This is a genomic window from Flavobacterium sp. GL_143 (genome assembly GCF_057834355.1).
In genome coordinates, this window is record NZ_CM174401.1 from 2117459 (window position 1) to 2138552 (window position 21094).

The 21094-nt window shown below is 28.5% G+C and carries 21 protein-coding genes; all 21 read left to right on the forward strand.

The window, feature by feature from the left end:
- Positions 1-20: 20 nt before the first annotated feature.
- The 21 genes from AC3IPI_RS09190 to AC3IPI_RS09290 all read left to right on the forward strand — a co-directional run bounded on the left by AC3IPI_RS09190 (position 21) and on the right by AC3IPI_RS09290 (position 21092).
- Positions 21-1088 (forward strand): EpsG family protein, encoded by a 1068-nt coding sequence (locus AC3IPI_RS09190; protein ID WP_489158572.1) that lies wholly within the window; start codon positions 21-23, stop codon positions 1086-1088.
- 40 nt (positions 1089-1128) lie between these two features.
- Positions 1129-2094, forward strand: a complete 966-nt coding sequence (locus AC3IPI_RS09195) for an MraY family glycosyltransferase (RefSeq protein ID WP_489158574.1) — start codon at positions 1129-1131, stop codon at positions 2092-2094.
- A complete protein-coding gene (locus AC3IPI_RS09200) occupies positions 2091-2519 on the forward strand; it encodes a cupin domain-containing protein (protein ID WP_409415539.1) in 429 nt (142 codons plus the stop codon). Before AC3IPI_RS09195 ends, AC3IPI_RS09200 begins: the two co-directional genes overlap by 4 nt.
- Positions 2509-3648: a DegT/DnrJ/EryC1/StrS family aminotransferase gene (locus AC3IPI_RS09205; RefSeq protein WP_489159223.1), complete on the forward strand. Its 1140-nt coding sequence runs from the start codon at positions 2509-2511 to the stop codon at positions 3646-3648. Before AC3IPI_RS09200 ends, AC3IPI_RS09205 begins: the two co-directional genes overlap by 11 nt.
- Positions 3649-3672: 24 nt before the next feature.
- The gene (gene rfbC / locus AC3IPI_RS09210) at positions 3673-4221 is read left to right on the forward strand and encodes a dTDP-4-dehydrorhamnose 3,5-epimerase (protein ID WP_409415541.1); all 549 of its coding nucleotides are present in this window, start codon (positions 3673-3675) and stop codon (positions 4219-4221) included.
- Positions 4221-5072 carry a dTDP-4-dehydrorhamnose reductase gene (rfbD, locus tag AC3IPI_RS09215; RefSeq protein WP_489158577.1) on the forward strand — a complete coding sequence of 284 codons (852 nt, stop codon included), beginning with the start codon at positions 4221-4223 and terminating at the stop codon, positions 5070-5072. Before rfbC ends, rfbD begins: the two co-directional genes overlap by 1 nt.
- Positions 5073-5114: 42 nt before the next feature.
- Entirely contained in the window at positions 5115-5999 is an 885-nt protein-coding gene (gene rfbA / locus AC3IPI_RS09220; protein WP_489158579.1) for a glucose-1-phosphate thymidylyltransferase RfbA, read from the forward strand.
- Positions 6000-6391: 392 nt separating this feature from the next.
- Complete coding sequence (locus AC3IPI_RS09225; protein ID WP_489158581.1) at positions 6392-8032, forward strand: polysaccharide biosynthesis protein; 1641 nt, start codon at positions 6392-6394, stop codon at positions 8030-8032.
- A 218-nt stretch (positions 8033-8250) separates the two neighbouring features.
- Positions 8251-9120, forward strand: coding sequence for an ABC transporter permease (locus AC3IPI_RS09230; protein ID WP_489158583.1), 870 nt, complete (start codon positions 8251-8253; stop codon positions 9118-9120).
- A 65-nt stretch (positions 9121-9185) separates the two neighbouring features.
- Positions 9186-10457: an ABC transporter ATP-binding protein gene (locus AC3IPI_RS09235; RefSeq protein ID WP_489158585.1), complete on the forward strand. Its 1272-nt coding sequence runs from the start codon at positions 9186-9188 to the stop codon at positions 10455-10457.
- A 130-nt stretch (positions 10458-10587) separates the two neighbouring features.
- Complete coding sequence (locus AC3IPI_RS09240) at positions 10588-11868, forward strand: TDP-N-acetylfucosamine:lipid II N-acetylfucosaminyltransferase family protein (protein WP_489158587.1); 1281 nt, start codon at positions 10588-10590, stop codon at positions 11866-11868.
- Positions 11858-12814, forward strand: coding sequence for a glycosyltransferase family 2 protein (locus tag AC3IPI_RS09245; RefSeq protein WP_489158589.1), 957 nt, complete (start codon positions 11858-11860; stop codon positions 12812-12814). The genes AC3IPI_RS09240 and AC3IPI_RS09245 overlap by 11 nt, the downstream gene beginning before the upstream one ends.
- 4 nt (positions 12815-12818) lie before the next feature.
- Positions 12819-13757, forward strand: a complete 939-nt coding sequence (locus AC3IPI_RS09250) for a glycosyltransferase family 2 protein (protein ID WP_489158591.1) — start codon at positions 12819-12821, stop codon at positions 13755-13757.
- A 22-nt stretch (positions 13758-13779) separates the two neighbouring features.
- Complete coding sequence (locus tag AC3IPI_RS09255; RefSeq protein WP_489158593.1) at positions 13780-14592, forward strand: glycosyltransferase family 32 protein; 813 nt, start codon at positions 13780-13782, stop codon at positions 14590-14592.
- Positions 14592-15509, forward strand: coding sequence for a glycosyltransferase family 2 protein (locus AC3IPI_RS09260; RefSeq protein ID WP_489158595.1), 918 nt, complete (start codon positions 14592-14594; stop codon positions 15507-15509). The genes AC3IPI_RS09255 and AC3IPI_RS09260 overlap by 1 nt, the downstream gene beginning before the upstream one ends.
- A gap of 19 nt (positions 15510-15528) precedes the next feature.
- Positions 15529-16425 carry a glycosyltransferase family 2 protein gene (locus AC3IPI_RS09265; RefSeq protein WP_489158597.1) on the forward strand — a complete coding sequence of 299 codons (897 nt, stop codon included), beginning with the start codon at positions 15529-15531 and terminating at the stop codon, positions 16423-16425.
- Complete coding sequence (locus AC3IPI_RS09270; protein WP_489158599.1) at positions 16422-17621, forward strand: glycosyltransferase family protein; 1200 nt, start codon at positions 16422-16424, stop codon at positions 17619-17621. The genes AC3IPI_RS09265 and AC3IPI_RS09270 overlap by 4 nt, the downstream gene beginning before the upstream one ends.
- Before the next feature lie 8 nt (positions 17622-17629).
- Positions 17630-18508, forward strand: a complete 879-nt coding sequence (locus AC3IPI_RS09275; protein ID WP_489158601.1) for an FkbM family methyltransferase — start codon at positions 17630-17632, stop codon at positions 18506-18508.
- 12 nt (positions 18509-18520) lie between these two features.
- On the forward strand, positions 18521-19534 hold the full coding sequence (locus AC3IPI_RS09280; protein ID WP_489158603.1) for a glycosyltransferase family A protein: 1014 nt from the start codon (positions 18521-18523) through the stop codon (positions 19532-19534).
- A complete protein-coding gene (locus AC3IPI_RS09285) occupies positions 19535-20419 on the forward strand; it encodes a glycosyltransferase family 2 protein (protein ID WP_489158605.1) in 885 nt (294 codons plus the stop codon). It begins immediately after the preceding gene.
- Between the two features lies 1 nt (position 20420).
- Positions 20421-21092: an acylneuraminate cytidylyltransferase family protein gene (locus AC3IPI_RS09290; protein WP_489158607.1), complete on the forward strand. Its 672-nt coding sequence runs from the start codon at positions 20421-20423 to the stop codon at positions 21090-21092.
- Positions 21093-21094 lie beyond the last annotated feature (2 nt).

Consider the following 21094-nt stretch of genomic DNA (forward strand, 5'->3'; position numbering starts at 1 on the left):
AAGGTAAATAAATTAACAGTATGATTTTTTATATAATATTATTATTGATAGTTTTAGTTCTATTTTTTTTTAGTTATAAGTACCCCAATAAAGAAAAAAATATTAGTTTAATACTGTTGGTGATCTTTGTTCTAATTGGGGGATTCAGAGATAGAATTGGTTGGGATTATGATAATTATACTAATTGGTATCTTAATGGGACTAGGGATAATGGATTAGAGTTCGGTTTTTTGGCTATAATGAAAGTCTTCCGATATCTAAATCTAGATCATAAAATTCTTTTCTTCTTTTTTTCTTTTTTCACATATCTTTTTGCTTATTTAGGCGTCAGAAAATATACAAAAAAAAGTAGCCTTCCTCTAGTTCTATATTTCTTAATACCCGTTTTGTTTCTCTACTCCTTTACGTATGTTAGACAATTTTTGTCGGTTACAATTTCTTTTTATGCTTTTAGTTTTTTATTAGATAAAAAGTATATAAAATATTTTTTATTAATGGGATTAGCCATCTCAATTCACTACAGTTGTTTAATTCCTTTAGTAGTTTTTTTTATATTGTTTAAATGGGGACAATATATAAAAATCCGTTATTTATATGTAGTAATGGGACTTTCATTTATTATATCACAAATTGGGATTATTCATTTGTTGAGTCTCTTTTTAAGAGATTCTCACTACCTGTTTTATGTTTCCAGTAAGTTTGCTGTTCCAGTTCCGTTGATGAAGTTATTGTTGTTAAATGTTATGAGTTTAATTGTTTTATGGTATTATGATAAATATGGATTTCAATTATTACATCAAAAACATTTATTGCTGGTATACATTTGTTCAATCATCTTTGTAAATATCTTTTCAGAATCTTCAGAACTGACTAGGATTTATATTTATTTTAGAATTTTTGAAATCCTTTTAGTTTCAGAAATAATTCGGTCAGCATTAGTAAATAAAAAACTTTGGCTAATAAGTTTTGTTTGCTGTTTTTATATTTTTCCATTTTTTAGAGCTATAAAAATTGACGGTAGAGAACAGACTCAAGACGAATTAAAATTAGTTCCTTATAAGTCATTACTGTTTATAAATAATAATTAACCTATATAACTTTCTAGAAAAGGAATTTAAAATAATAATAATGCAATACACAATCTTAGGAATTCTTTTAATGATTATAATGTTACTTTATTTTAAAGTAGCTAATCGATTTAATATTATTGACAAACCGAATGAAAGAAGTTCACATATTGAAATTACTTTAAGAGGTGGTGGGATTATTTTTTGGTTCTCTGCGTTATTATACTTTATACAGAATATTCAAGATAATTACTTTTTTTTTACAGGAATTACTTTAGTCAGTTTAGTCAGTTTTTGGGATGATATTCAAAGTCTATCAAATAAAATAAGAATTTCAATTCACTTTTTAGCTATTACTTTAATTTTTTATAATCTAAACGTTTTTAATTTGATGCCATTACATGGAGTCATTATTACCTATATTTTAGCCATAGGATTAATTAATGCTTATAATTTTATGGATGGGATAAATGGTATAACGGGCTTGTATACTTTAGTGGTAATGGGGTCGTTGTTATATGTAAATACGAAGATTCAATTATTTATCGATGCAGCTTTTATAAAGTATGCGATGATAGCTTGTTTAGTCTTTCTATTTTTCAATTATAGAAAAAGAGCAAAATGCTTCGCAGGTGATATTGGTAGTATCGCTATTGCGTTTTGGGTGATTTATTTGATTTTGAAAATTATTTTAGTGACAAGTTCAGTAATTTGGCTTTTGTTTTTGGCAATTTATGGTGTTGATGCAATACTTACTATTATACATCGATTATATTTAAAACAAAATATTTTTGAAGCGCATCGCTTACATTTTTATCAAATTTTAACTAATGAATATAAAATACAGCACAGATTGGTTGCTTTGTATTTTGCAATTGCTCAGATAGTAATTTCTGCTCTAGTTATTTTCTTATATCAAAAAGTTCAAGATATGTTATTATTTATAGTAATTATTATACCATTACTTTTGATTTATACTTTGAAGTTTTATTTTATGAAGAAAAGTAATTTAAAATTAAATACATGATTCCAAAAATAATTCAAGGAGGAAATTTTTCTGACCATCGTGGGACTATTTCGTATGTAAATGATTTTAGTTTTGAGACTATTGAGAGATTTTATATCATTAGTAATTCAGATGAAAATCCTATTCGTGCTTGGCAAGGACATAAATTAGATTCTAAAAATTTTTATTGTCTGAGTGGGGCCTTTAAAATCCATTTTGTAAAAATTGATAATTGGGAGAGTCCTTCAAAGTATTTGCCTGTGGAGACGATATCTGTATCAGCTGAAGATGGTAAAATTGTTTATATTCCTGCGGGTTATGCTAATGCAATCCAATGTTTAGAAAAAGGTTCTAAACTGATATCATTTTCTACATTGCCATTAGCAAATGTAAGCGATGATGATGTTCGTTATGATTCTGATTATTGGAAAATTGATGAAAAATAAAAGGATTTTTTTATCATTATCGCAACAAAGTGGATTTGAAGAAAAGTATGTTCAAGATGCGTTTAAGAATTCTTGGATTACATCTGGAGGACCTAATGTTGATGATTTTGAAAATAAGTTAGAAGATTATTTTGGTAACAAAGTTTCTATAGCAGCTTTAAATTCTGGAACAGCTGCAATTCATTTAGCATTAATTTTATTGGGTGTAAAATCGGGTGATGAGGTAATTTGCCAAAGTATGACATTTTCTGCATCTGCAAATCCAATTATGTATCAAGGTGCAACTCCTATTTTTGTCGATAGTGAAATAGATACATGGAATATTTCTCCAGAATTTCTAGAAATAGCAATTAAGGATAGAATTGCAAACGGAAAGAAACCTAAAGCTATAATCACAGTTCACTTATATGGAATGCCTTATAAAATAGATGAAATCCATGCTATTGCTAATCATTATGGGATTCCAATAATTGAAGACAGTGCAGAAGCATTGGGTAGTAGCTATAAAGGGAAGAAGTGTGGGATGTTTGGTGATTTTGGAGTCTTGTCATTTAATGGTAATAAAATAATTACAACTTCAGCAGGAGGTGCCCTGGTTAGCTATTCAAATGGATTAAAAGAAAAAGCTATTTTTTACGCTACTCAATCAAGAGATAATGCTCAACATTATGAGCACAGTGAGGTCGGTTATAATTATAGAATGAGTAATATTTGCGCAGGAATTGGATGTGGACAAATGAAAATATTAGAAGAAAATATTGCTTCGCGCAGGGCTATACATGATTTTTATGTAAATATATTTCAAAATATAAATGCAGTGACAGTTTTTGAAGAGCCTAATGAGGATTATTTTTCAAATTTTTGGTTAAGTACCATTTTATTTAAAAATGATAGTGACAATAAAATTAATAGAGAAACTTTACGATTAGTTTTAGAACAAGCAAATATAGAATCTCGTCCTTTATGGAAACCAATGCATTTGCAGCCTTTGTTTTGTAATTACCCATATTATGGAAAAAAAATTGCAGAAGATTTATTCGAAAAAGGTTTGTGTTTACCGTCTGGTTCAAATTTTACAGATGAAGATAAAAATAGAATTGAAAAAGTAATTAAGACTTTTTTTAATTAAAAGAAACAAGAATTATATTTTAATATGAAAATTGAAGAAACATTTATAAAAGATTTAGTAATTATAGAACCAACTGTATTTGGAGATGAGAGAGGTTATTTTTTTGAATCATATAGCAAAACTAAATTTGAAGATTTAGGGATAAATATTGAATTTGTTCAAGATAATCAATCTTTTTCAAAAAAAGGTACTTTAAGAGGTTTACATTATCAAAACCCACCATTTGCACAAACTAAACTTATACGTGTTTTAGAAGGTGAGATTATTGATGTTGCTGTAGATTTAAGAAAAGATTCGTCCACTTATGGTAAGTCATTTAGTATTTTATTATCTGCGGAAAATAAAAAACAATTATTAGTTCCTCAAGGTTTTGCACATGGTTTTTCGGTTATTAGTGAGACAGCGTCAGTTATGTATAAATGCGATCAATTTTATAATAAAGACTCAGAAGGAGGTATTAAATTTGATGACCCATCCTTAAATATTGATTGGGGAATGAATTTAGAGGAAGCGATAGTTTCTGAAAAAGATCAGGTTCTTTCTTTTATCGAGAATTGTAACAGTTTATTTTAATGGAGAAGATTCTTGTAACAGGGGCAAACGGACAATTAGGGTCAGAATTATTTATTTTATCTTCAAATTATCCTCAAAATAAATGGATTTTTGCAGACAGAAGTCAGATAACTCTCGATGATTTAAATTTATTACAAACGCAATTAGAAGAATTGCAACCGACTATTATTTTAAATTGTGCTGCTTATACTGCAGTTGATAAAGCAGAAACTGAAAAAGAATTGGCAAATATTGTTAATCACTTAGCAGTAGACATAATAGCAAAATATTCAATTAAAAATGGAGTGAAATTAATTCATATATCTACGGACTATGTTTTTGATGGGTCATCATCAGTAGCTTTGGATGAAGATGCTTTAACAAATCCGATCAATGTGTATGGAGAAACTAAAAGATTAGGAGAATTAGCTTGTTTGCAAGGGAATCCAAATTCAATTATTATCAGAACATCATGGGTTTATAGTAAATTTGGTAATAATTTTGTAAAAACAATGCAAAGATTAATGTTGGAGAGGGATTTGATTAGTGTAGTCAATGACCAAATAGGGTCACCTACTTATGCTGCCGATTTAGCACTGATTATGATTGAAATTATTTTATCAGATAAATGGACTTCAGGAATTTATAATTTTTCGAATGAAGGAGAAATTAGTTGGTATGAATTTGCATTGACTATAAAAGATGTCGGTGGATATGAGTGTGAAATTGAAGGTATTCCTTCCTCGGCATATCCAACCCCAGCAAAACGTCCTTCCTTTTCTTTATTAGATAAAAGTAAGGTTAAGAGAATCTATGGAGCGGACGTTCCAAATTATAAAGAGAGTTTAAAAAAAATGATGGCACAATTATAGTTGCTGAATTTTTATTAGTATAAATAGATATAATCTAGACAAATGAAAGGAATTATTTTAGCAGGAGGTTCAGGTACAAGATTGCACCCATTAACACTTGCAATGAGCAAGCAAATGATGCCAGTTTATGATAAACCAATGATTTATTATCCATTATCAACTTTGATGATGGCTGGGATAAATGAGATTTTAATTATTTCTACTCCACATGACTTGCCAAACTTTAAAAAACTACTGGGAGATGGTGAAAATTTAGGTTGCAAATTTAGCTATGCAGAACAAGCTATTCCAAATGGATTGGCACAAGCATTTGTAATTGGAGAAGAGTTCATAGGAGATGATGATGTCGCTTTGATTTTAGGAGACAATATATTTTTTGGAGCCAATATGCAAGAACTCTTGCGTTCGAATACAAAACCAGATGGAGGAGTGGTTTTTGCTTACCATGTTTCGGATCCAGAACGTTATGGCGTGGTAGAATTTGACCAAGATTTGAAAGCCATTTCAATAGAAGAAAAACCAAAGAATCCAAAATCTCATTATGCTGTTCCTGGATTGTATTTTTATGATAATTCAGTTGTTGAAATAGCCAAAAATATCGAACCAAGTGCGCGTGGAGAATACGAAATTACAGATGTAAATAAAGTATATCTTTCTAAAGAAGCTTTAAAAGTAGGAATCCTAAGTAGAGGTACAGCTTGGCTTGATACTGGAACTTTTAATAGTTTGATGCAAGCTGGTCAATTTGTACAGGTGTTAGAGGAACGTCAAGGACTAAAAGTAGGTTGTATAGAAGAAATTGCTTGGAGGCAAGGATTTATAAGTGATAATCAACTTGAGGAATTAGCACTGCCATTAGTTAAATCTGGTTATGGGGCATATTTACTAGATTTTTTGAAACAAAAAAGGGTAGGCGTTAAAATTTAATTTTTTAAATCTATTATTTCGTATTTTTGTAATTATTATCGGACTCTATAATTCTAAGACTAACTAATTTGAATAATAAACCAACCACTCTAGCAATTTTATTTGCTAAGTATTTTTCGATAGCTAACCTGAGACTTAATATTCATAACCTAAGTTATTTACCTAGGTGGATTATAGTTTTAATGGATGTTATGGTATTGATTTTCTCTTTTACTTTTACTTATTTATTATTTAAGGGTACTGGTTTAGGATATATTATAACGCACCATGAGTTTTATTTTGTTGGGTCACTTCTGGGAGTTAACATTTTTTTCTTTTGGTTATTTAGGACATATTCAGGCATAATTAGGCATTCATCGTATATTGACGCAATCAAATTACTGTTTTCGCAAATGTCAGTGTTGGTTGTTTTCTTGTTCTTCAATTTTGTTTTTGAATTATATCATGGTGACAAAGCATTTTTGAATACAGCTCTTTTTATAAATATTGTGCTTTCATTCTGTGGATTGTTTTTATATCGGGTAGTTGTTAAGCAAACATTTGAACTTTATTTTGCTGAAAAAAATAATAGTAAATTAATTAGGACTATTATCTATGGTACTGATGCCAATGCAATATCTGTAGCCAATGCATTAAAATTTGAGACACCTTCTCGTTTTAAAATTGTAGGATTTGTAGATAAAAATAATCAAAATGCTTCTAAGAGAATGTTGGATTTACCAATATTGATTCAAAAGAAAAGATTACCTGCATTAATGCGCTCCGTTGCGGCCGAAGGAGTTATTATTGCAGATAAAAGTTTATCAAAAGATGAACAATTAATTATTGTTGATCAATGTTTAGAGTTTAATTATAGAGTATATACTGTACCATTAATTTCGGATTGGGAAAACCAAAAGGAAATTTCTCAAAAAGTAAAAAATATCCAAATTGAAGATTTGCTGGAAAGAAAACCAATAGTACTGGATAGTAAATCGATATCTAAGCAATTAAAAGATAAAACTATTTTAATCACAGGAGCTGCAGGGTCAATTGGTAGTGAAATAGTAAGACAGGTAATAGGATTTAATCCTAAAAATGTAATTTTACTAGATCAGGCAGAAACACCGCTACATAGTCTTTGTTTAGAAACTCAAAATATCGTTTCTGATTCAAAAATTCATGCTGTAATTGCAGATGTAAAAAGTAAAGAAGCTATGGAGAGGGTTTTTAAAGTTTACGGACCTCAAGTTGTTTTTCATGCTGCTGCATACAAGCATGTACCATTGATGGAGGGGAATCCATCCCAAGCTATTTTAACAAATATTGAGGGAACTAAAAATCTAGCTGATTTAGCCTGTAAATATAAAGTAAAGAAATTTGTAATGGTTTCTACAGATAAGGCCGTTAATCCTAGTAATGTTATGGGAGCCAGTAAGCGTATTGCTGAAAAATATGTGCAGTCTTTACATTTAAAAAATCAAAAAGAAAAAGGGAATGATACAACAAAGTTCATCACAACTCGTTTTGGAAATGTATTAGGTTCTAATGGATCAGTTGTTCCTTTATTTACTAAGCAAATTGCTGAGGGTGGACCACTAACTATTACACACCCAGATATTATTAGATACTTTATGACTATTCCAGAGGCATGTCAATTAGTTCTAGAAGCTGGTGCAATGGGTAATGGTGGTGAGATTTATATTTTTGATATGGGGAAACCTGTTCGAATCATTGATTTGGCTAGAAAAATGATAAAACTAGCAGGGTTTATTCCTGAAAAAGAAATTAAAATTCAGATAGTTGGACTTAGACCAGGTGAAAAGCTATTTGAAGAATTATTAAATGATACTTCGAAAACATTGCCTACTTATCATAATAAAATTATGATTGCTGAAGAAATTCAAGATGAATATGAAAGTTTACATATAGAAATTGATGAGTTGATAGGAATATCTAAATTTTTTGACAATGACGATATTGTTGCAAAAATGAAAAAAATTGTACCAGAATTTAAGAGCATGAATTCTAGTTTTGAGATTCTTGATAAATAGATGTAATGAGCGTGAAGATATTCACGCTTTAATTTCTTATAATAAGGTGTTTTTTTATAAAAGCACCTTTTTTGTTTCTATTATTTAGAATAGAAATGTGTGTATGATGAAGATAATTTATTTTAATTGTTACATTTGCTCTTAATAATACCATACTTTTTTAGTATTTAAAATGAAGTAATAGCAACTTGTTTTAAAGCAGAATTTTTAAAATGTCGATGAATAAACCAGAAAATGTTTCAACCTCTTGGTTGTTTGAAATAACACCTAAGAATAATTTTTTTTCGCTGAATTTAAAAGAAGTTTGGCAATATCGCGATTTATTGTTTCTTTTTGTAAAAAGAGATATCGTAACAGTTTATAAGCAAACAGTTTTAGGACCGCTTTGGTACTTAATTCAACCATTGTTTACTTCGATAACCTTTACAATAATATTTAATAATGTAGCAGGAATTGATACAGGATCTGTTCCTCCTTTTTTATTTAACCTAGGAGGGATTACGGTTTGGAATTATTTTACAGCTTGCCTTACTGGAACTTCAGATACTTTCAGAGCCAATGCAAATATATTCGGGAAAGTATATTTTCCTAGAATAATCACACCTCTCTCTATAGTGATCTCCAACTTAATCAAGTTTGGAATTCAACTCTTTATCTTTATTGTCTTTTATATTTATTATTACAGCCAAGGAGCTATTATTGGTCTAAATGGAACAACAATATTTTTTCCATTGCTAATTATTCTTATGGGGATTTTAGGACTTGGCATGGGAATGATAATATCGTCTTTAGTAACTAAATATCGAGATTTTACTTATCTAATTACTTTTGGAGTTCAGTTGCTTATGTATCTTTCTGCGGTTGTATATCCAATGGCATTAATTAAAGACAAAATACCTAATTATGCTTGGTTAGTACAATATAACCCATTAGCTTATATAATTGAAACATCGAGGTATATGCTTTTGAGTGTTGGTAATATTTCATTTTATGGTCTTTTTTATACTTTCATAGTAACATTAATTATATTTTTTACTGGATTATTGGTCTTCAATAAAACAGAAAAGAGTTTTATTGATACAGTTTAATTTACGATGTTTTAATAAAACGAGATTCTTTAGATATGCATTACTCATATATTATAATTTACTAATTGGAAAAAGATATTATATTAAAAGCTGAAAATATTTCCAAACAATATCGTTTGGGACAGGTTGGTACTGGAACTTTAAGTCATGATTTAAACCGTTGGTGGCATAGTATACGTGGTAAAGAAAATCCATATTTAAAAATTGGTGATGCTAATGATCGTAGTACTAAAGGAACTAGTGATTATGTCTGGGCTTTAGAAGATATTAACTTTGAGTTGAGGCGTGGTGAGGTTTTAGGTATCATTGGCAAAAATGGTGCAGGGAAATCTACTTTATTAAAAATATTATCAAAGGTTACCGCACCAACTACAGGAAGTATTAAATCTCGAGGACGCATAGCTTCATTGTTAGAAGTAGGTACAGGATTTAATGGTGAAATGACTGGTCGTGAAAATATATTTCTGAACGGTGCAATTTTAGGAATGACTAAAAAAGAAATTGCCACAAAACTTGATGAAATTATTGAGTTTTCGGGCTGTGAGCGTTACATCGATACCCCTGTAAAACGTTATAGTAGTGGTATGACAGTAAGATTGGCATTTGCTGTTGCAGCTTTTTTAGAACCCGAAATTTTAGTTATTGATGAGGTCTTGGCAGTTGGAGATGCTGAGTTTCAGAAAAAAGCTATAGGTAAAATGCAAGATATTTCTAAAGGAGAGGGACGTACCGTTTTATTTGTAAGTCACAATATGGCAGCAGTAAAGAGTTTATGCACGAGAGGAATTGTTTTGGAGCATGGAAGATTAGTTTTAGATGAAGATATTGATATAGCTGTTTCTTACTATTTAGGAGGCTCTGATTCTGAAAGGTTAAATAATAAAAAATTTGATTGTTTTGATAATGAAATATTTAGGTTAAATGAAATAAGCCTTCAAAATCTTGGTGAAAGCTCAGATAATCCATTAATAGAAAATAAAGTAATTGAGTTAGCAACTAACATATTTTTAAAAGGTGATGATGCTGGAAGATATCATATAACATATCATCTTTATAATGACATGGGGGAATCTTTATTCTCTTTCTCTAATAATAATTCTGGAGAGATATTAAGGAAGGGTGAAAATATTTTGAGCTGTACTTTTCCTGTAAATTTCTTTCAATCAGGTAATTTTAGTTTAACGCTTTTTATCGTTGAAGATAAAAGGCAATCAATATTTAAAGAAAGTGATATTATTCATTTCACAATAATCGATGGAGGTCGAGAGTTGGGGGTTTATATGGGTAGAGAACCTGGTTATATTAGACCGGTCTTTGATTGGAAGAATAAAACCTGAAATTATGATTAACATAACAAAATTTTTTTGACCTAATTATTGGGAGTATTATAAATATTTTGAAACAATCAATGGCTTACAAATCGCGGAAAATTATTTACCAAAAATAATTAAGTTAATTAATTTTTAAATGAACTTGAAGAATAACAATAAAATAATTCATGTTTTTGATGATGATAAATTTATTGATCCAGCAATAAATTTATTTGAATCAGTGTACCCTGGCATTTCAGAATATTGGATTATTAAGAAGCAAGGTGAAACGTTTCGATATGTTACTTCTACAATAGTTAATACTTTTGATGCTTTTGATAAAGAGAGTCTTAAAAGATTTGTTGTAAGAATAAATGAAATTGAAGATTCATGCCCAATCATTTTTTTTCACGCTTTAGATCAAACAAAACAAAATATTGTACTTGAACTTTCTTGCAAGGTTATTAAAGTATGGTTTATTTGGGGATATGATTTATATGGCAATTGGCCATTATTAAAGAATACAATATTTGAAAAAAATACGAAATCCTACATTAATCAAGCTGAAAAGCAAAAAATAAAGAATAAATTAATTTTTAGTAATCCTAGTTTTTGGTTATTTAAAAATTTAAGATTTTTTAAATACGTTCTGCCATCAAAGATTGTAAATGTCTTAAACAAGAATTTTAATACAGTTTTTTATAATGCTACTAAAAGAATTGATATTGTTGTCCCCGTTATTTTTGAGGAGTTTAAAATTATAAAAAAAATGGGTCTTAAAGCTATTTATGCACCATTTGCTTATGGAAGTATACAAGGAGCATTAGGGAATAAAATATCTAAAAATGTTTTAAAAAGCAGTAATATTTTAGTTGGCAATTCAGCAGATCCTTCGAATAATCATTTGGATATTTTTCTTAAGCTATCACAAATAAATTTAGAAGATAAAAAAGTTTATGTTCCTCTAAGTTATAGTGGAAGTGAAGATTACAAAGAATTTATAATTCGAAAAGGAAAAGAACTACTTGGAACAAATTTTGTTCCAATAACTGATTTTATGACTTTGCAAGAATATAATGATATTTTATTGAGTTGCGGAGTAGTTGTTTTTAATCATGTTCGTCAGCAGGGAGTTGGTAATATCGTTACAATGGGATATTTTGGCGCAAGAATTTTCGTAAATTCAAAAAGTCCAGTTTATAAATCATATAAAAGTTATGGAATTAAAATTTTTGATTTTAATAATCTGAAAACAACTGACTTGGCCCCATTAAATAATAAAGAGCATGAACTAAATAAAAAAAAACTATTTGATTTATATTCTGAGGAAGCAGTTAAAAAGAAAATAGTAGAATTATTTGATATTACTTGGAAAGTAAAAAAAGAAAAACAAGCATTCAAATTACAAGAACAAAATTTTAAGATTAATGCAAAGTAATCCGCTTGTTTCCATTATTATACCCACCTATAATAGAGCAAATCTTATAGGAGAAACACTTGATAGTATTCAAGGACAGACCCATGAAAATTGGGAATGTATTATTGTAGATGATGGTTCTATAGATGATACTGAAAAAGTTGTGAGTGAGTATGTAAAGAAGGACAATCGTTTTCAATTTCATCATCGCCCAAAAAATCGTCATAAAGGAGGAAATGCTGCAAGGAATTATGGTTTCGAAATATCAAGTGGGGAATTTGTCAATTGGTTTGATAGTGATGATATTATGCGTTCTGATAAAATTAGGGTTCAATTAAATAGTTTAGAAAATTCAAATTATTTTTTTTCTGTATGTAGGATTTTAGCATTTGAGGATACTGTCGAAAACGAATTATTTGCTTATGATAATATAGATTCTAAAAGGCCATTTGAAGATTATGTTTATGAAAAGGTTAAATTCCTTACTTCAATTCCATTATGGGAGAGGAAATTCTTAAAAGATAATAATTTTTCATTTGATGAAGAATTACAAGCAGCTCAAGAATGGGAATTTCATTCAAGAATTTTATTAGATTTTCCAAATTATGCTATGATCCAAGAAAAATTGGTTTACGTTAGGAAACATTCAGAAAGTATATCATATGGACCCGGAGCAAATATTCGAAACTTAAGTTATGCATTAGCAAGGACTAAAATTTATACTTTAATTAGGGACAAGGAGAATAAAAAGAATCTAAAGGAATATTTGTCAGATTATGTTTTAATTGCCTATGAAAATGCACTACTTACAAGACATTATAAAGATGCAATGAGTATTTTTCTTAAAAACATTCTTAAAAATAGAACTATAAAACTGTATTATAAATTAAAACTGCTAATGGCTTTATTGGCATATATGATTTTTAAAAAGGGAAGCTTATTTTATAAAGGGAAAAAATTTGTTTAGAATAATGACACACTTAATTTCCATAATCATTCCAACCTATAATCGGGCACATTTAATAATTGAAACGCTTGCTAGCATTACTGCGCAGTCTTACACAAATTGGGAATGCATAATTGTAGATGATGGTTCAAATGATAATACTATCGAAATAGTTGGAGCATATATAGAGACAGATAATCGTTTTACGTTATACAATCGCCCTCAATATTTAATAAAAGGTCCAAATTCATGCAGAAATTTTGGTTTTGAAAAAAGTAAAGGATATTATATCTATTGGTTTGATAGTGACGATTTGCTTTTTGAAAATTCTATTACAAATAGAGTAGAAAACTTTGAAGAAGAGTTTGATGCTGTTGTTGCTAGGGCTGATTTTTTTGATACAGATACAGGAGATAAAATTTTTGAAAATAAAATTTTATCAAATAATATAATTGAAGATTATTTTATAGGGAGGATAACATATTATGTTTCTGGCCCAATGTGGAGAAGAACATTTCTTGAAAAGCAATTAGAATTGTTTGATGAAAGAATAAGATATCTTGATGATTGGGATTTTAATTTAAGGATGATTTATCAAAAACCGAAAATTAAGTTTTTAGAAGGAGCTTCTTTTAGATATAGATCTCACCCATTTTCATTATCTAAACAAGTAGAATATCTAAATATAGAAGAACTTAAATCTGAATGTATAGCTAGAAACAAACATTTAGATCTACTTTTAAAACATAATATTAAAAATAGCCAAATAGAGCATTTTGTATTAAGTAGATATAAAGTAATTATGAGAGATACATTAATTAACAGGAATAAGAGTAGTTTTTATTTTTTTAGAATATTATTTTTAACGCAATTACGATTCAAAGATTTTAGAGGATTGTTTAAAATCTGTATTGGGTTTCCCATTTACTATTTTTTCAATAAAGGATATGTTTTAATTAAATGATTTTTAATTGTATTTATTCGTTATGGAGTTAGTAAACACAAAGTCGATTCCGAAAATTATTCATTATTGTTGGTTTGGAGGAAATAGAAAACCAAAATTAGTAAAAGAGTGTATTCTATCATGGAAAAAATATTTTCCGGATTATCAGATAATCGAATGGAATGAAAAGAACTCAGATTTGACACACCCTTTCGTTGCAAAAGTTTATAAGAAAAAAAAATGGGCTTTTGTATCAGATTATATCAGATTGCAAAAAATTTATGAATTTGGAGGAATCTATCTTGATACAGATGTAATGATAATTAAAGAGTTTGAAGAACTTCTAAACAATGATTGTTTTTTAGGAGCCGAAGATTCTAATTTTATTAGTGTTGGAGTCATTGGTGCAAATAGTAAAAATGAATTTATAAAAGAGTGTAAAGAAATTTATGATTCTCTTGAAATAGAAGAAAATATGAACTTTGGAGAAATTACCATTCCTAGGCTGATAACAAAAAAGTATAGAACTTTATTTAATTATGAATCTGATTTTGACAAGATTGTTGCTGTCGATAAATTAATAATTTATCCGGCTTCCTTTTTTTATCCACTTCCTTTTGAGAAAAAAACGGATATTAATAATTATAAAAGCTATATAGATAAAGATACATTTGCGATTCATTTGTGGAGTAGCTCATGGATAGAATACAGTGAATTCCATTATTTAAGAAAGGGACAATACTTAAAAGGATTTAAAGTTCTTTTCAAAAATTTTTCTTTTCAAAAAGTATTAAATGCAACTTATCTTAGAAAGATACTTTCTTGTGTCAAAGAATCGTTAACAAAATCGAAATAATGAATTCATTAGTTTCCGTAATTATCCCTTGTTATAACCAAGCTCAATATTTAGATGAAGCTCTTCAATCAATATTTGATCAAACATATACTAATTGGGAGTGTATTATTATAAATGATGGTTCATTAGATCATACAGAAGAAATTGCCGAAAAATGGACTGAAAAAGACTCGCGTTTTGTTTATTTTAAAAAAGAGAATGGAGGATTAAGCAGTGCGAGAAATTTTGGATTGGAAAATGCAAAAGGTAATTATATTCAATTTCTTGATTCGGATGATTATTTAACTAAAACAAAATTGGAGTTGTCATTACATCATCTGAATGTTGTTGAAAATAAGGATGTAAAAGTTGTAGTTTCTAACTTTCGGATGTTTATAGATAATGTTAATGAGTCTTCAGTCCCGTATTGTAATTTGAATGTGGAATTATTTAATTTCGAAAGTTTATTATACCAATGGGAAGAGTCGTTTACGATTCCGATTCATTGTGGTTTTTTTAAAGCATCTTTGTTCGAAAATTTTAGATTTCCTGAGAACTTAAAAGCTAAAGAGGATTGGATTATGTGGGTAAGAATATTTTATAGGGATTGCAAAGCTGTCTTTATAGATGAGCCCTTGTCTCTTTATAGAAGAAATCCTGATAGTATGACAATGACAAAAGATTTACTTCCTGATTTTATAAGAGCTTATGAATATTTTAAAATCTATTTGACAGAAGAAGAATACCATAAACTATCAGTTGTTTTAATTTCGAGATTCTATAAAAAAAGTAGTCATTTTGTAAAAAAATATAATGACACTAAAAATTCTAATAGTTATCAAATAAGTTTATTATTTAAGAAAGGTTTGAAAATGATAGGAATGGTAGGAGTATCAAAGTATTTAGTTGCTATTGTCCTAAAATTAAAAGCTAGATAATTACACGTTTTTAAAATTTATGCTAGCAATTGTAATTCCTTATTATAAACTCAAATTTTTCCAGGAAACGCTACAATCTTTGGCAAATCAGACTGACCAAAGATTTAAAGTATATATCGGAGACGATGCGAGTCCAGAGAGTCCATCCTATTTATTAGAGCTTTATAAGAATCATTTCAATTTTGAGTATTATCGTTTTGAGGATAACCTAGGAGGTATATCTTTGGTGAAGCAATGGGAACGTTGTATGATAATGATTAATGACGAAAAGTGGCTAATGATTTTAGGCGATGACGATGTTTTAGAGAATAATTGTGTAGCATCTTTCTATAAAAACTTAGAAGAAATAGAAGCTTTAAAAATTAGCGCCATAAGATTTTCAACCAGAGTGATAAATAGTAAAGGAGAATCAATTTCAGAAAATTATTCACATCCCAAAATAGAAAGCACAGGTGATTTTTTAATGCGAAAATTGAATGGAGGAACAAGAAGTTCTTTGAGTGAATATATCTTCGAGAAGGAAATTATTGAACAGATTAAATTCAAGGATTTTCCATTGGCATGGAATAGTGATCTTTTGGCGGTTCTGGAGTTTTCTAGATGGAATAACATATTTACGATTAATGAAGCAATAGTATGTTTTAGATTAAGTGGGATGAATATTACAAGTAAAAAGGATAATTTGATTATAAAAAACAATGCAACTTTTCAATTCTATTTCTATTTATTACATGAGCAAACCAATAAATTGTCTAAAGAACTTATTGATATTCTTTTTGATAGATTTGAAAAGACAATTTTAGACAATAAAAAACACGCTATTTATTGGGTGAAATTGTTTTATTTATATTTGAAATTTTTTCAGATAAAACGATTTTTATCTCTAGGTTACAAAATTAAAAAGAGTATAAAATGAAAATTTTAATTATTGTACAAGATTTAAGAATTTCGGGTACAAGTGAAGGAGTTGTATCGCGATCTTTTATTTTAAAATTAAGGAAATTATATCCTGAAGCAGTGATTGATATTTCTTATTTGATGGGATATGAGCATCAATATGATAAAGAACTACTGAGTGCAAATTCTATATCAGAATATATAATAAAAAGAAAACCACCTTATTATATTAAATTAATGAATGCTTTATATAGAAGAGTATTTGTTAAATCAATTTATAAAACTTTTTATTTAAATCAATTTAGAAGAGTTATTGAGAATATTAAATATAAAGAATATGATTTTATTTTTATAAGAAGTTCAGGATTAGAATATGAAACGATTTTAGCTTCAAAAGATTTACCAATATTAAAGAAAGCGATTATTAATTTTCATGATCCGTATCCATTTTTCTTTGATACAAGTTCAAATAAAACATTAAGTACACGAGAACTTTTAAATTTTCAAGAAATGTATGGAATTGCCCAACAAGCTAAGGCTTGTATGACACCGTCATCTTTGCTCTCTAAAGATTTACAAATTATTTATGGTAACCATAAAAAGTTTTATACTTTACCACATCAATACGATGTAAAGGCTTTTGATTTAGCAGATAATTCTTTGGTTAGGAAAAAAGAAAAAGCAATATCAATCTCCTATCATGGAGGGCTACAATTTGGAAGGAATGTCGATATTTTGTTGGATGCTTTTGCAGAATTATCTGAGGAGAATGAGAGTTTTAAAGAAAATGTAGAGATAGTTTTCCGATTGAAAAGCTCTGAAAATAATCGTTTAAACGACAAGTATCACAATCATGAAAATATTCACATATTAGACGGATTGAGTTTTTCTAATTCCGCAAATGAACAAATTTATCAATCAGATATAATCATTATTGTAGAAAGTTATCTAGACTATAGTAATATTCTGTTAGGAAAAGCACCCTTTGTTGCTTCTTTAAACAAACCTATTTTAGCTTTGTTGCCATCAGAGTGCGAATTAAGGAAGATAATAAAAAAAGAAGATTACATTGCGAGTTCTAATAACTTAATTGAGATAAAAGAGAAATTACTTAAGATTGTTGAAAATTATTCAAATACACAATTAGTTGAGCCATTTGGAGATTATTTTAGTGACGAAAACTTTGAGAAAATGTTGAATAATGTTTTAACTTAATATTTTATATGAAAGAAAATATTGCACGATTACTGATTTATGTATACAAGAATTTTAAAAGAAGTAACTTCTTAAGAAATTTAATTAAAAGAATAGTTGGGAAAGATAAGATTAAAATCTTTTTCAATGGCTTTATTGTTCAGGCAGGAATAAAAACATCTATAGAATCAGGGGTTATTTTTGATGATTATAATGAGGTAATGGTTTTGAGATTGATAAAAACTTATGCTTTCAAGGGATACGACTTCATTGATATTGGTGCAAATATCGGATTACATTCATTAACAGCAGCAAGCTCAAATTCTGATATTGAGATTTATTCATTCGAGCCAGAGTATTTTAATTACCAGCAGTTTGTTAAAAATATTATTTTGAATGATTTTATCAATATAAGAGCGTTTAAAATGGGACTAGGAAATCTTTCAGAAAATAAAACTTTAAATATTAATGAGGGATGGAATAAAGGAAAGCATTCCTTAAAAAATAATTTTGAAGGGAGTCATAAAAAAATAACTATTCCGATATCAACTTTAGATGTTTTTAAAGATAATATTAAGTGTGATAACTTGATTATAAAAATAGATGTTGAAGGTTATGAGAAGGAAGTAATTGATGGCGCAAAAGAAGTTTTTAGTCAGACGGAAAATTGTATATTAATAATTGAACTTTTAGAAGAGAACAATGGACTTTCTACTTGCAATGAAATTATAAGTAATTTACAAAAAAATAATTTCGATGAGCTCTATAAAATAATTGATGATAATAGTTTATACAGAGTAAATGATTTTAATGGTAGCGCCGATTATGTGTTTTTAAAGGGAGAAAATGCAAGAAAAAATATCAAAGATTGTATTGATATTGATCATGCTAATAAAAATTTAGATTAATCTTTTAATAAAATGCGAATAGGATTTAATCCACATAAAGACCAGGTTTTGCCTAAATCAGAGTATCTTCATCAGGTAATAATTCCAGTTTATATCCCAAATCAAGAAGGATATTTTAAAGATAGTTTTGAAATTTTAAAATTATGTCTTAAATCACTTTTTTGTACAGTACATAAAAAAACATTTATTACGATTATTAATAATGGGAGTGATATCGTTATTGCTGAATATTTAGATTTACTCTTTAAACAAGATAAGATACAAGAAATTATTCATACAGAAAATATCGGAAAACTCAATGCAATACTAAAAGGTTTAGTGGGTAACAATATAGAATTAGTTACTATTTCAGATTCAGATGTAATGTTCTTACATAACTGGCAAGTCGAAACATCGAGAGTTTTTACTGCTGTACCAGATGCTGGAGTAGTAGGTATTGTGCCTCAGTTTAAAATGTATGAACATTATTGTGGTAACGTCATTTTTGATAATTTATCTAATAAGAAATTAAAATTTATTCCTGTAAAAAATAAAGAAGGCCTAATTCGGTTTTATGATAGTATTGGTTGGGACAGAAGTTATAATCAGGATTATTTAAAATTTAATCTAGGAATAGAAATTAAATTTGATCTGAATGTTTTGGTTGGTTCGGGACATTTTGTTGCTACTTATAAAAAAGATATATTCGGAGAATTAATATCTTTTATTAGTTATAAAATGGGAGGAGATAGTGAGGGATATTTGGATAAATTACCATTAAAAAAAGATTATTGGCGTTTGACTACTCAAGATAATTATGCCTATCATATGGGAAACGTTATTGAAGATTGGATGCTAGAAGAATCAAATCAGATAGAAATAGAGTATGAAATTCCTCAATTTGATTTTGTAGAAAAAACGAGATTAAATAGTATGTCGTATTTTATTAAAAACAGAATTTTCATAAAATTTATTTCAATAAAATGGACTGCAAAACTATTTTTGAAATGGAAAAAATTACCATATAACATGGTTGAAAAATATTAGATGCAAGCTTCAATACTCATAGTGTCAAAAAATCGAAGAGCAGATTTATTCAAAACGCTACATATTCTAGACTCATTAATTGATCAGACTCAAGTTGAGGTCTTAGTTTTTCTGGATGGATGTACAGATGATTCAGCAGGTTTACAGAATGAATTAACTTGGGTGAGATGGTTTATCTCTCCAAAATCGATAGGAGCTTCGGCAGCCAGACATCAAATTTATCCATTAGCAATTTCTGAAATCTTGATTGGTTTAGATGATGATGCACATCCATTAAACCAAGATTTTTTATTTAAAATTGAAACTTTATTTAATAAATATCCAAACGCAGGGATTCTAGCATTTGAAGAAATAAAAGGAATTTATCCGTCCGATATTGAAGCATTAAAGCAAGCTGAAAAAGAGAAAAAAGAATTCCTTTCTTCTGAGTTTATTGGCTGTGGATTTGCTATTCGAAAGTCTGTTTATAATCAAACTAATGGTTTTCCGGTATGGGTTGATATTTATGGCGAAGAGTCTTGTCTATCTATTGAAGTTTTAGCAAAAGGATTTGATATACTATATTCTAATGAAATTAAAGTAAATCACAGAGTTAATAAAGAACAAAGAAAATTAGTAAAGCAGAATTATTTTAGATTTGGAAGACAATTAAAAAATGCAACGTATTATTTTTTGGTCTATTATCCTCGCCCTTTAATGAGTGTTTTAAAATTATATAGGCATAATTTAAAAAAATATGCTTTAAGTGATTTTGAGTATTGTAAAATATATTTAAAAACTATTTTTGTGGTGTTAACTAGCATTCCAAAAATTTTAAAATACCGAAATCCTGTTGATAAGAATGTGATTGTAAAAATGAGAAAGCTATCAAGTTTAAAATTTTAAGATGAAAAGCATTGCTATAATTCCAGCACGTGGAGGATCCAAACGATTACCACAAAAAAATACAAAATTAATAGGTGGAATTCCTTTGTTAGCACATAGTATTTTGTATGCTAAAGCAAATAGCGAAATTATCGATGAAGTTTATGTTTCTACAAATGATGTAGAAATTAAACAAGTTGCTTTAGAATTTGGAGCTAGAGTAATAGATAGACCCGAAGTTATTTCTGGAGATCTTGAGCCTACTATTACGGCATTAAAGCATGTTTTGGAAAATATTGATTCCGCGGATGTTGAAAATGTAATTTTACTTCAACCTACGAATCCACTTCGTCCGGAAGATTTATTAAAAAAAACATTTGAAATTTATGGAAAACAAAATTGCGATAGTTTGTTTACTGTTTCAAGAAATCATAATAAATTAGGAAAGATAACAGACAACAAATTCATACCTTTTAATTATAAAATCGGACAACGTAGCCAAGATATGGAGCCTCTTTTTTTTGAAAATGGATTGCTTTACATTACAAAGGCAAGATTGATTATAGAGAATATAATTATTTCTGAAAATGCATTCCCATTTGAAATAGATCATATTTTTGCTAATGTTGATATCGATACTCAAGAAGATTTTGATTATGCCGAATACTTATACAATAAACATATAAAATTATAATT

What these genes read in the sequence shown, in the direction of transcription:
- AC3IPI_RS09240 (WP_489158587.1), top strand. Translation starts at nt 10,588, where the DNA reads ATGAACTTGAAGAATAACAATAAAATAATTCATGTTTTTGATGATGAT.
- AC3IPI_RS09285 (WP_489158605.1), top strand. Translation starts at nt 19,535, where the DNA reads ATGCAAGCTTCAATACTCATAGTGTCAAAAAATCGAAGAGCAGATTTA.
- AC3IPI_RS09250 (WP_489158591.1), top strand. Translation starts at nt 12,819, where the DNA reads ATGACACACTTAATTTCCATAATCATTCCAACCTATAATCGGGCACAT.
- AC3IPI_RS09280 (WP_489158603.1), top strand. Translation starts at nt 18,521, where the DNA reads ATGCGAATAGGATTTAATCCACATAAAGACCAGGTTTTGCCTAAATCA.
- AC3IPI_RS09205 (WP_489159223.1), top strand. Translation starts at nt 2,509, where the DNA reads ATGAAAAATAAAAGGATTTTTTTATCATTATCGCAACAAAGTGGATTT.
- AC3IPI_RS09200 (WP_409415539.1), top strand. Translation starts at nt 2,091, where the DNA reads ATGATTCCAAAAATAATTCAAGGAGGAAATTTTTCTGACCATCGTGGG.
- AC3IPI_RS09255 (WP_489158593.1), top strand. Translation starts at nt 13,780, where the DNA reads ATGGAGTTAGTAAACACAAAGTCGATTCCGAAAATTATTCATTATTGT.
- AC3IPI_RS09265 (WP_489158597.1), top strand. Translation starts at nt 15,529, where the DNA reads ATGCTAGCAATTGTAATTCCTTATTATAAACTCAAATTTTTCCAGGAA.
- AC3IPI_RS09245 (WP_489158589.1), top strand. Translation starts at nt 11,858, where the DNA reads ATGCAAAGTAATCCGCTTGTTTCCATTATTATACCCACCTATAATAGA.
- AC3IPI_RS09290 (WP_489158607.1), top strand. Translation starts at nt 20,421, where the DNA reads ATGAAAAGCATTGCTATAATTCCAGCACGTGGAGGATCCAAACGATTA.
- rfbD (WP_489158577.1), top strand. Translation starts at nt 4,221, where the DNA reads ATGGAGAAGATTCTTGTAACAGGGGCAAACGGACAATTAGGGTCAGAA.
- AC3IPI_RS09190 (WP_489158572.1), top strand. Translation starts at nt 21, where the DNA reads ATGATTTTTTATATAATATTATTATTGATAGTTTTAGTTCTATTTTTT.
- AC3IPI_RS09275 (WP_489158601.1), top strand. Translation starts at nt 17,630, where the DNA reads ATGAAAGAAAATATTGCACGATTACTGATTTATGTATACAAGAATTTT.
- AC3IPI_RS09195 (WP_489158574.1), top strand. Translation starts at nt 1,129, where the DNA reads ATGCAATACACAATCTTAGGAATTCTTTTAATGATTATAATGTTACTT.
- AC3IPI_RS09260 (WP_489158595.1), top strand. Translation starts at nt 14,592, where the DNA reads ATGAATTCATTAGTTTCCGTAATTATCCCTTGTTATAACCAAGCTCAA.
- rfbC (WP_409415541.1), top strand. Translation starts at nt 3,673, where the DNA reads ATGAAAATTGAAGAAACATTTATAAAAGATTTAGTAATTATAGAACCA.
- AC3IPI_RS09270 (WP_489158599.1), top strand. Translation starts at nt 16,422, where the DNA reads ATGAAAATTTTAATTATTGTACAAGATTTAAGAATTTCGGGTACAAGT.
- rfbA (WP_489158579.1), top strand. Translation starts at nt 5,115, where the DNA reads ATGAAAGGAATTATTTTAGCAGGAGGTTCAGGTACAAGATTGCACCCA.
- AC3IPI_RS09230 (WP_489158583.1), top strand. Translation starts at nt 8,251, where the DNA reads ATGAATAAACCAGAAAATGTTTCAACCTCTTGGTTGTTTGAAATAACA.
- AC3IPI_RS09225 (WP_489158581.1), top strand. Translation starts at nt 6,392, where the DNA reads ATGTCAGTGTTGGTTGTTTTCTTGTTCTTCAATTTTGTTTTTGAATTA.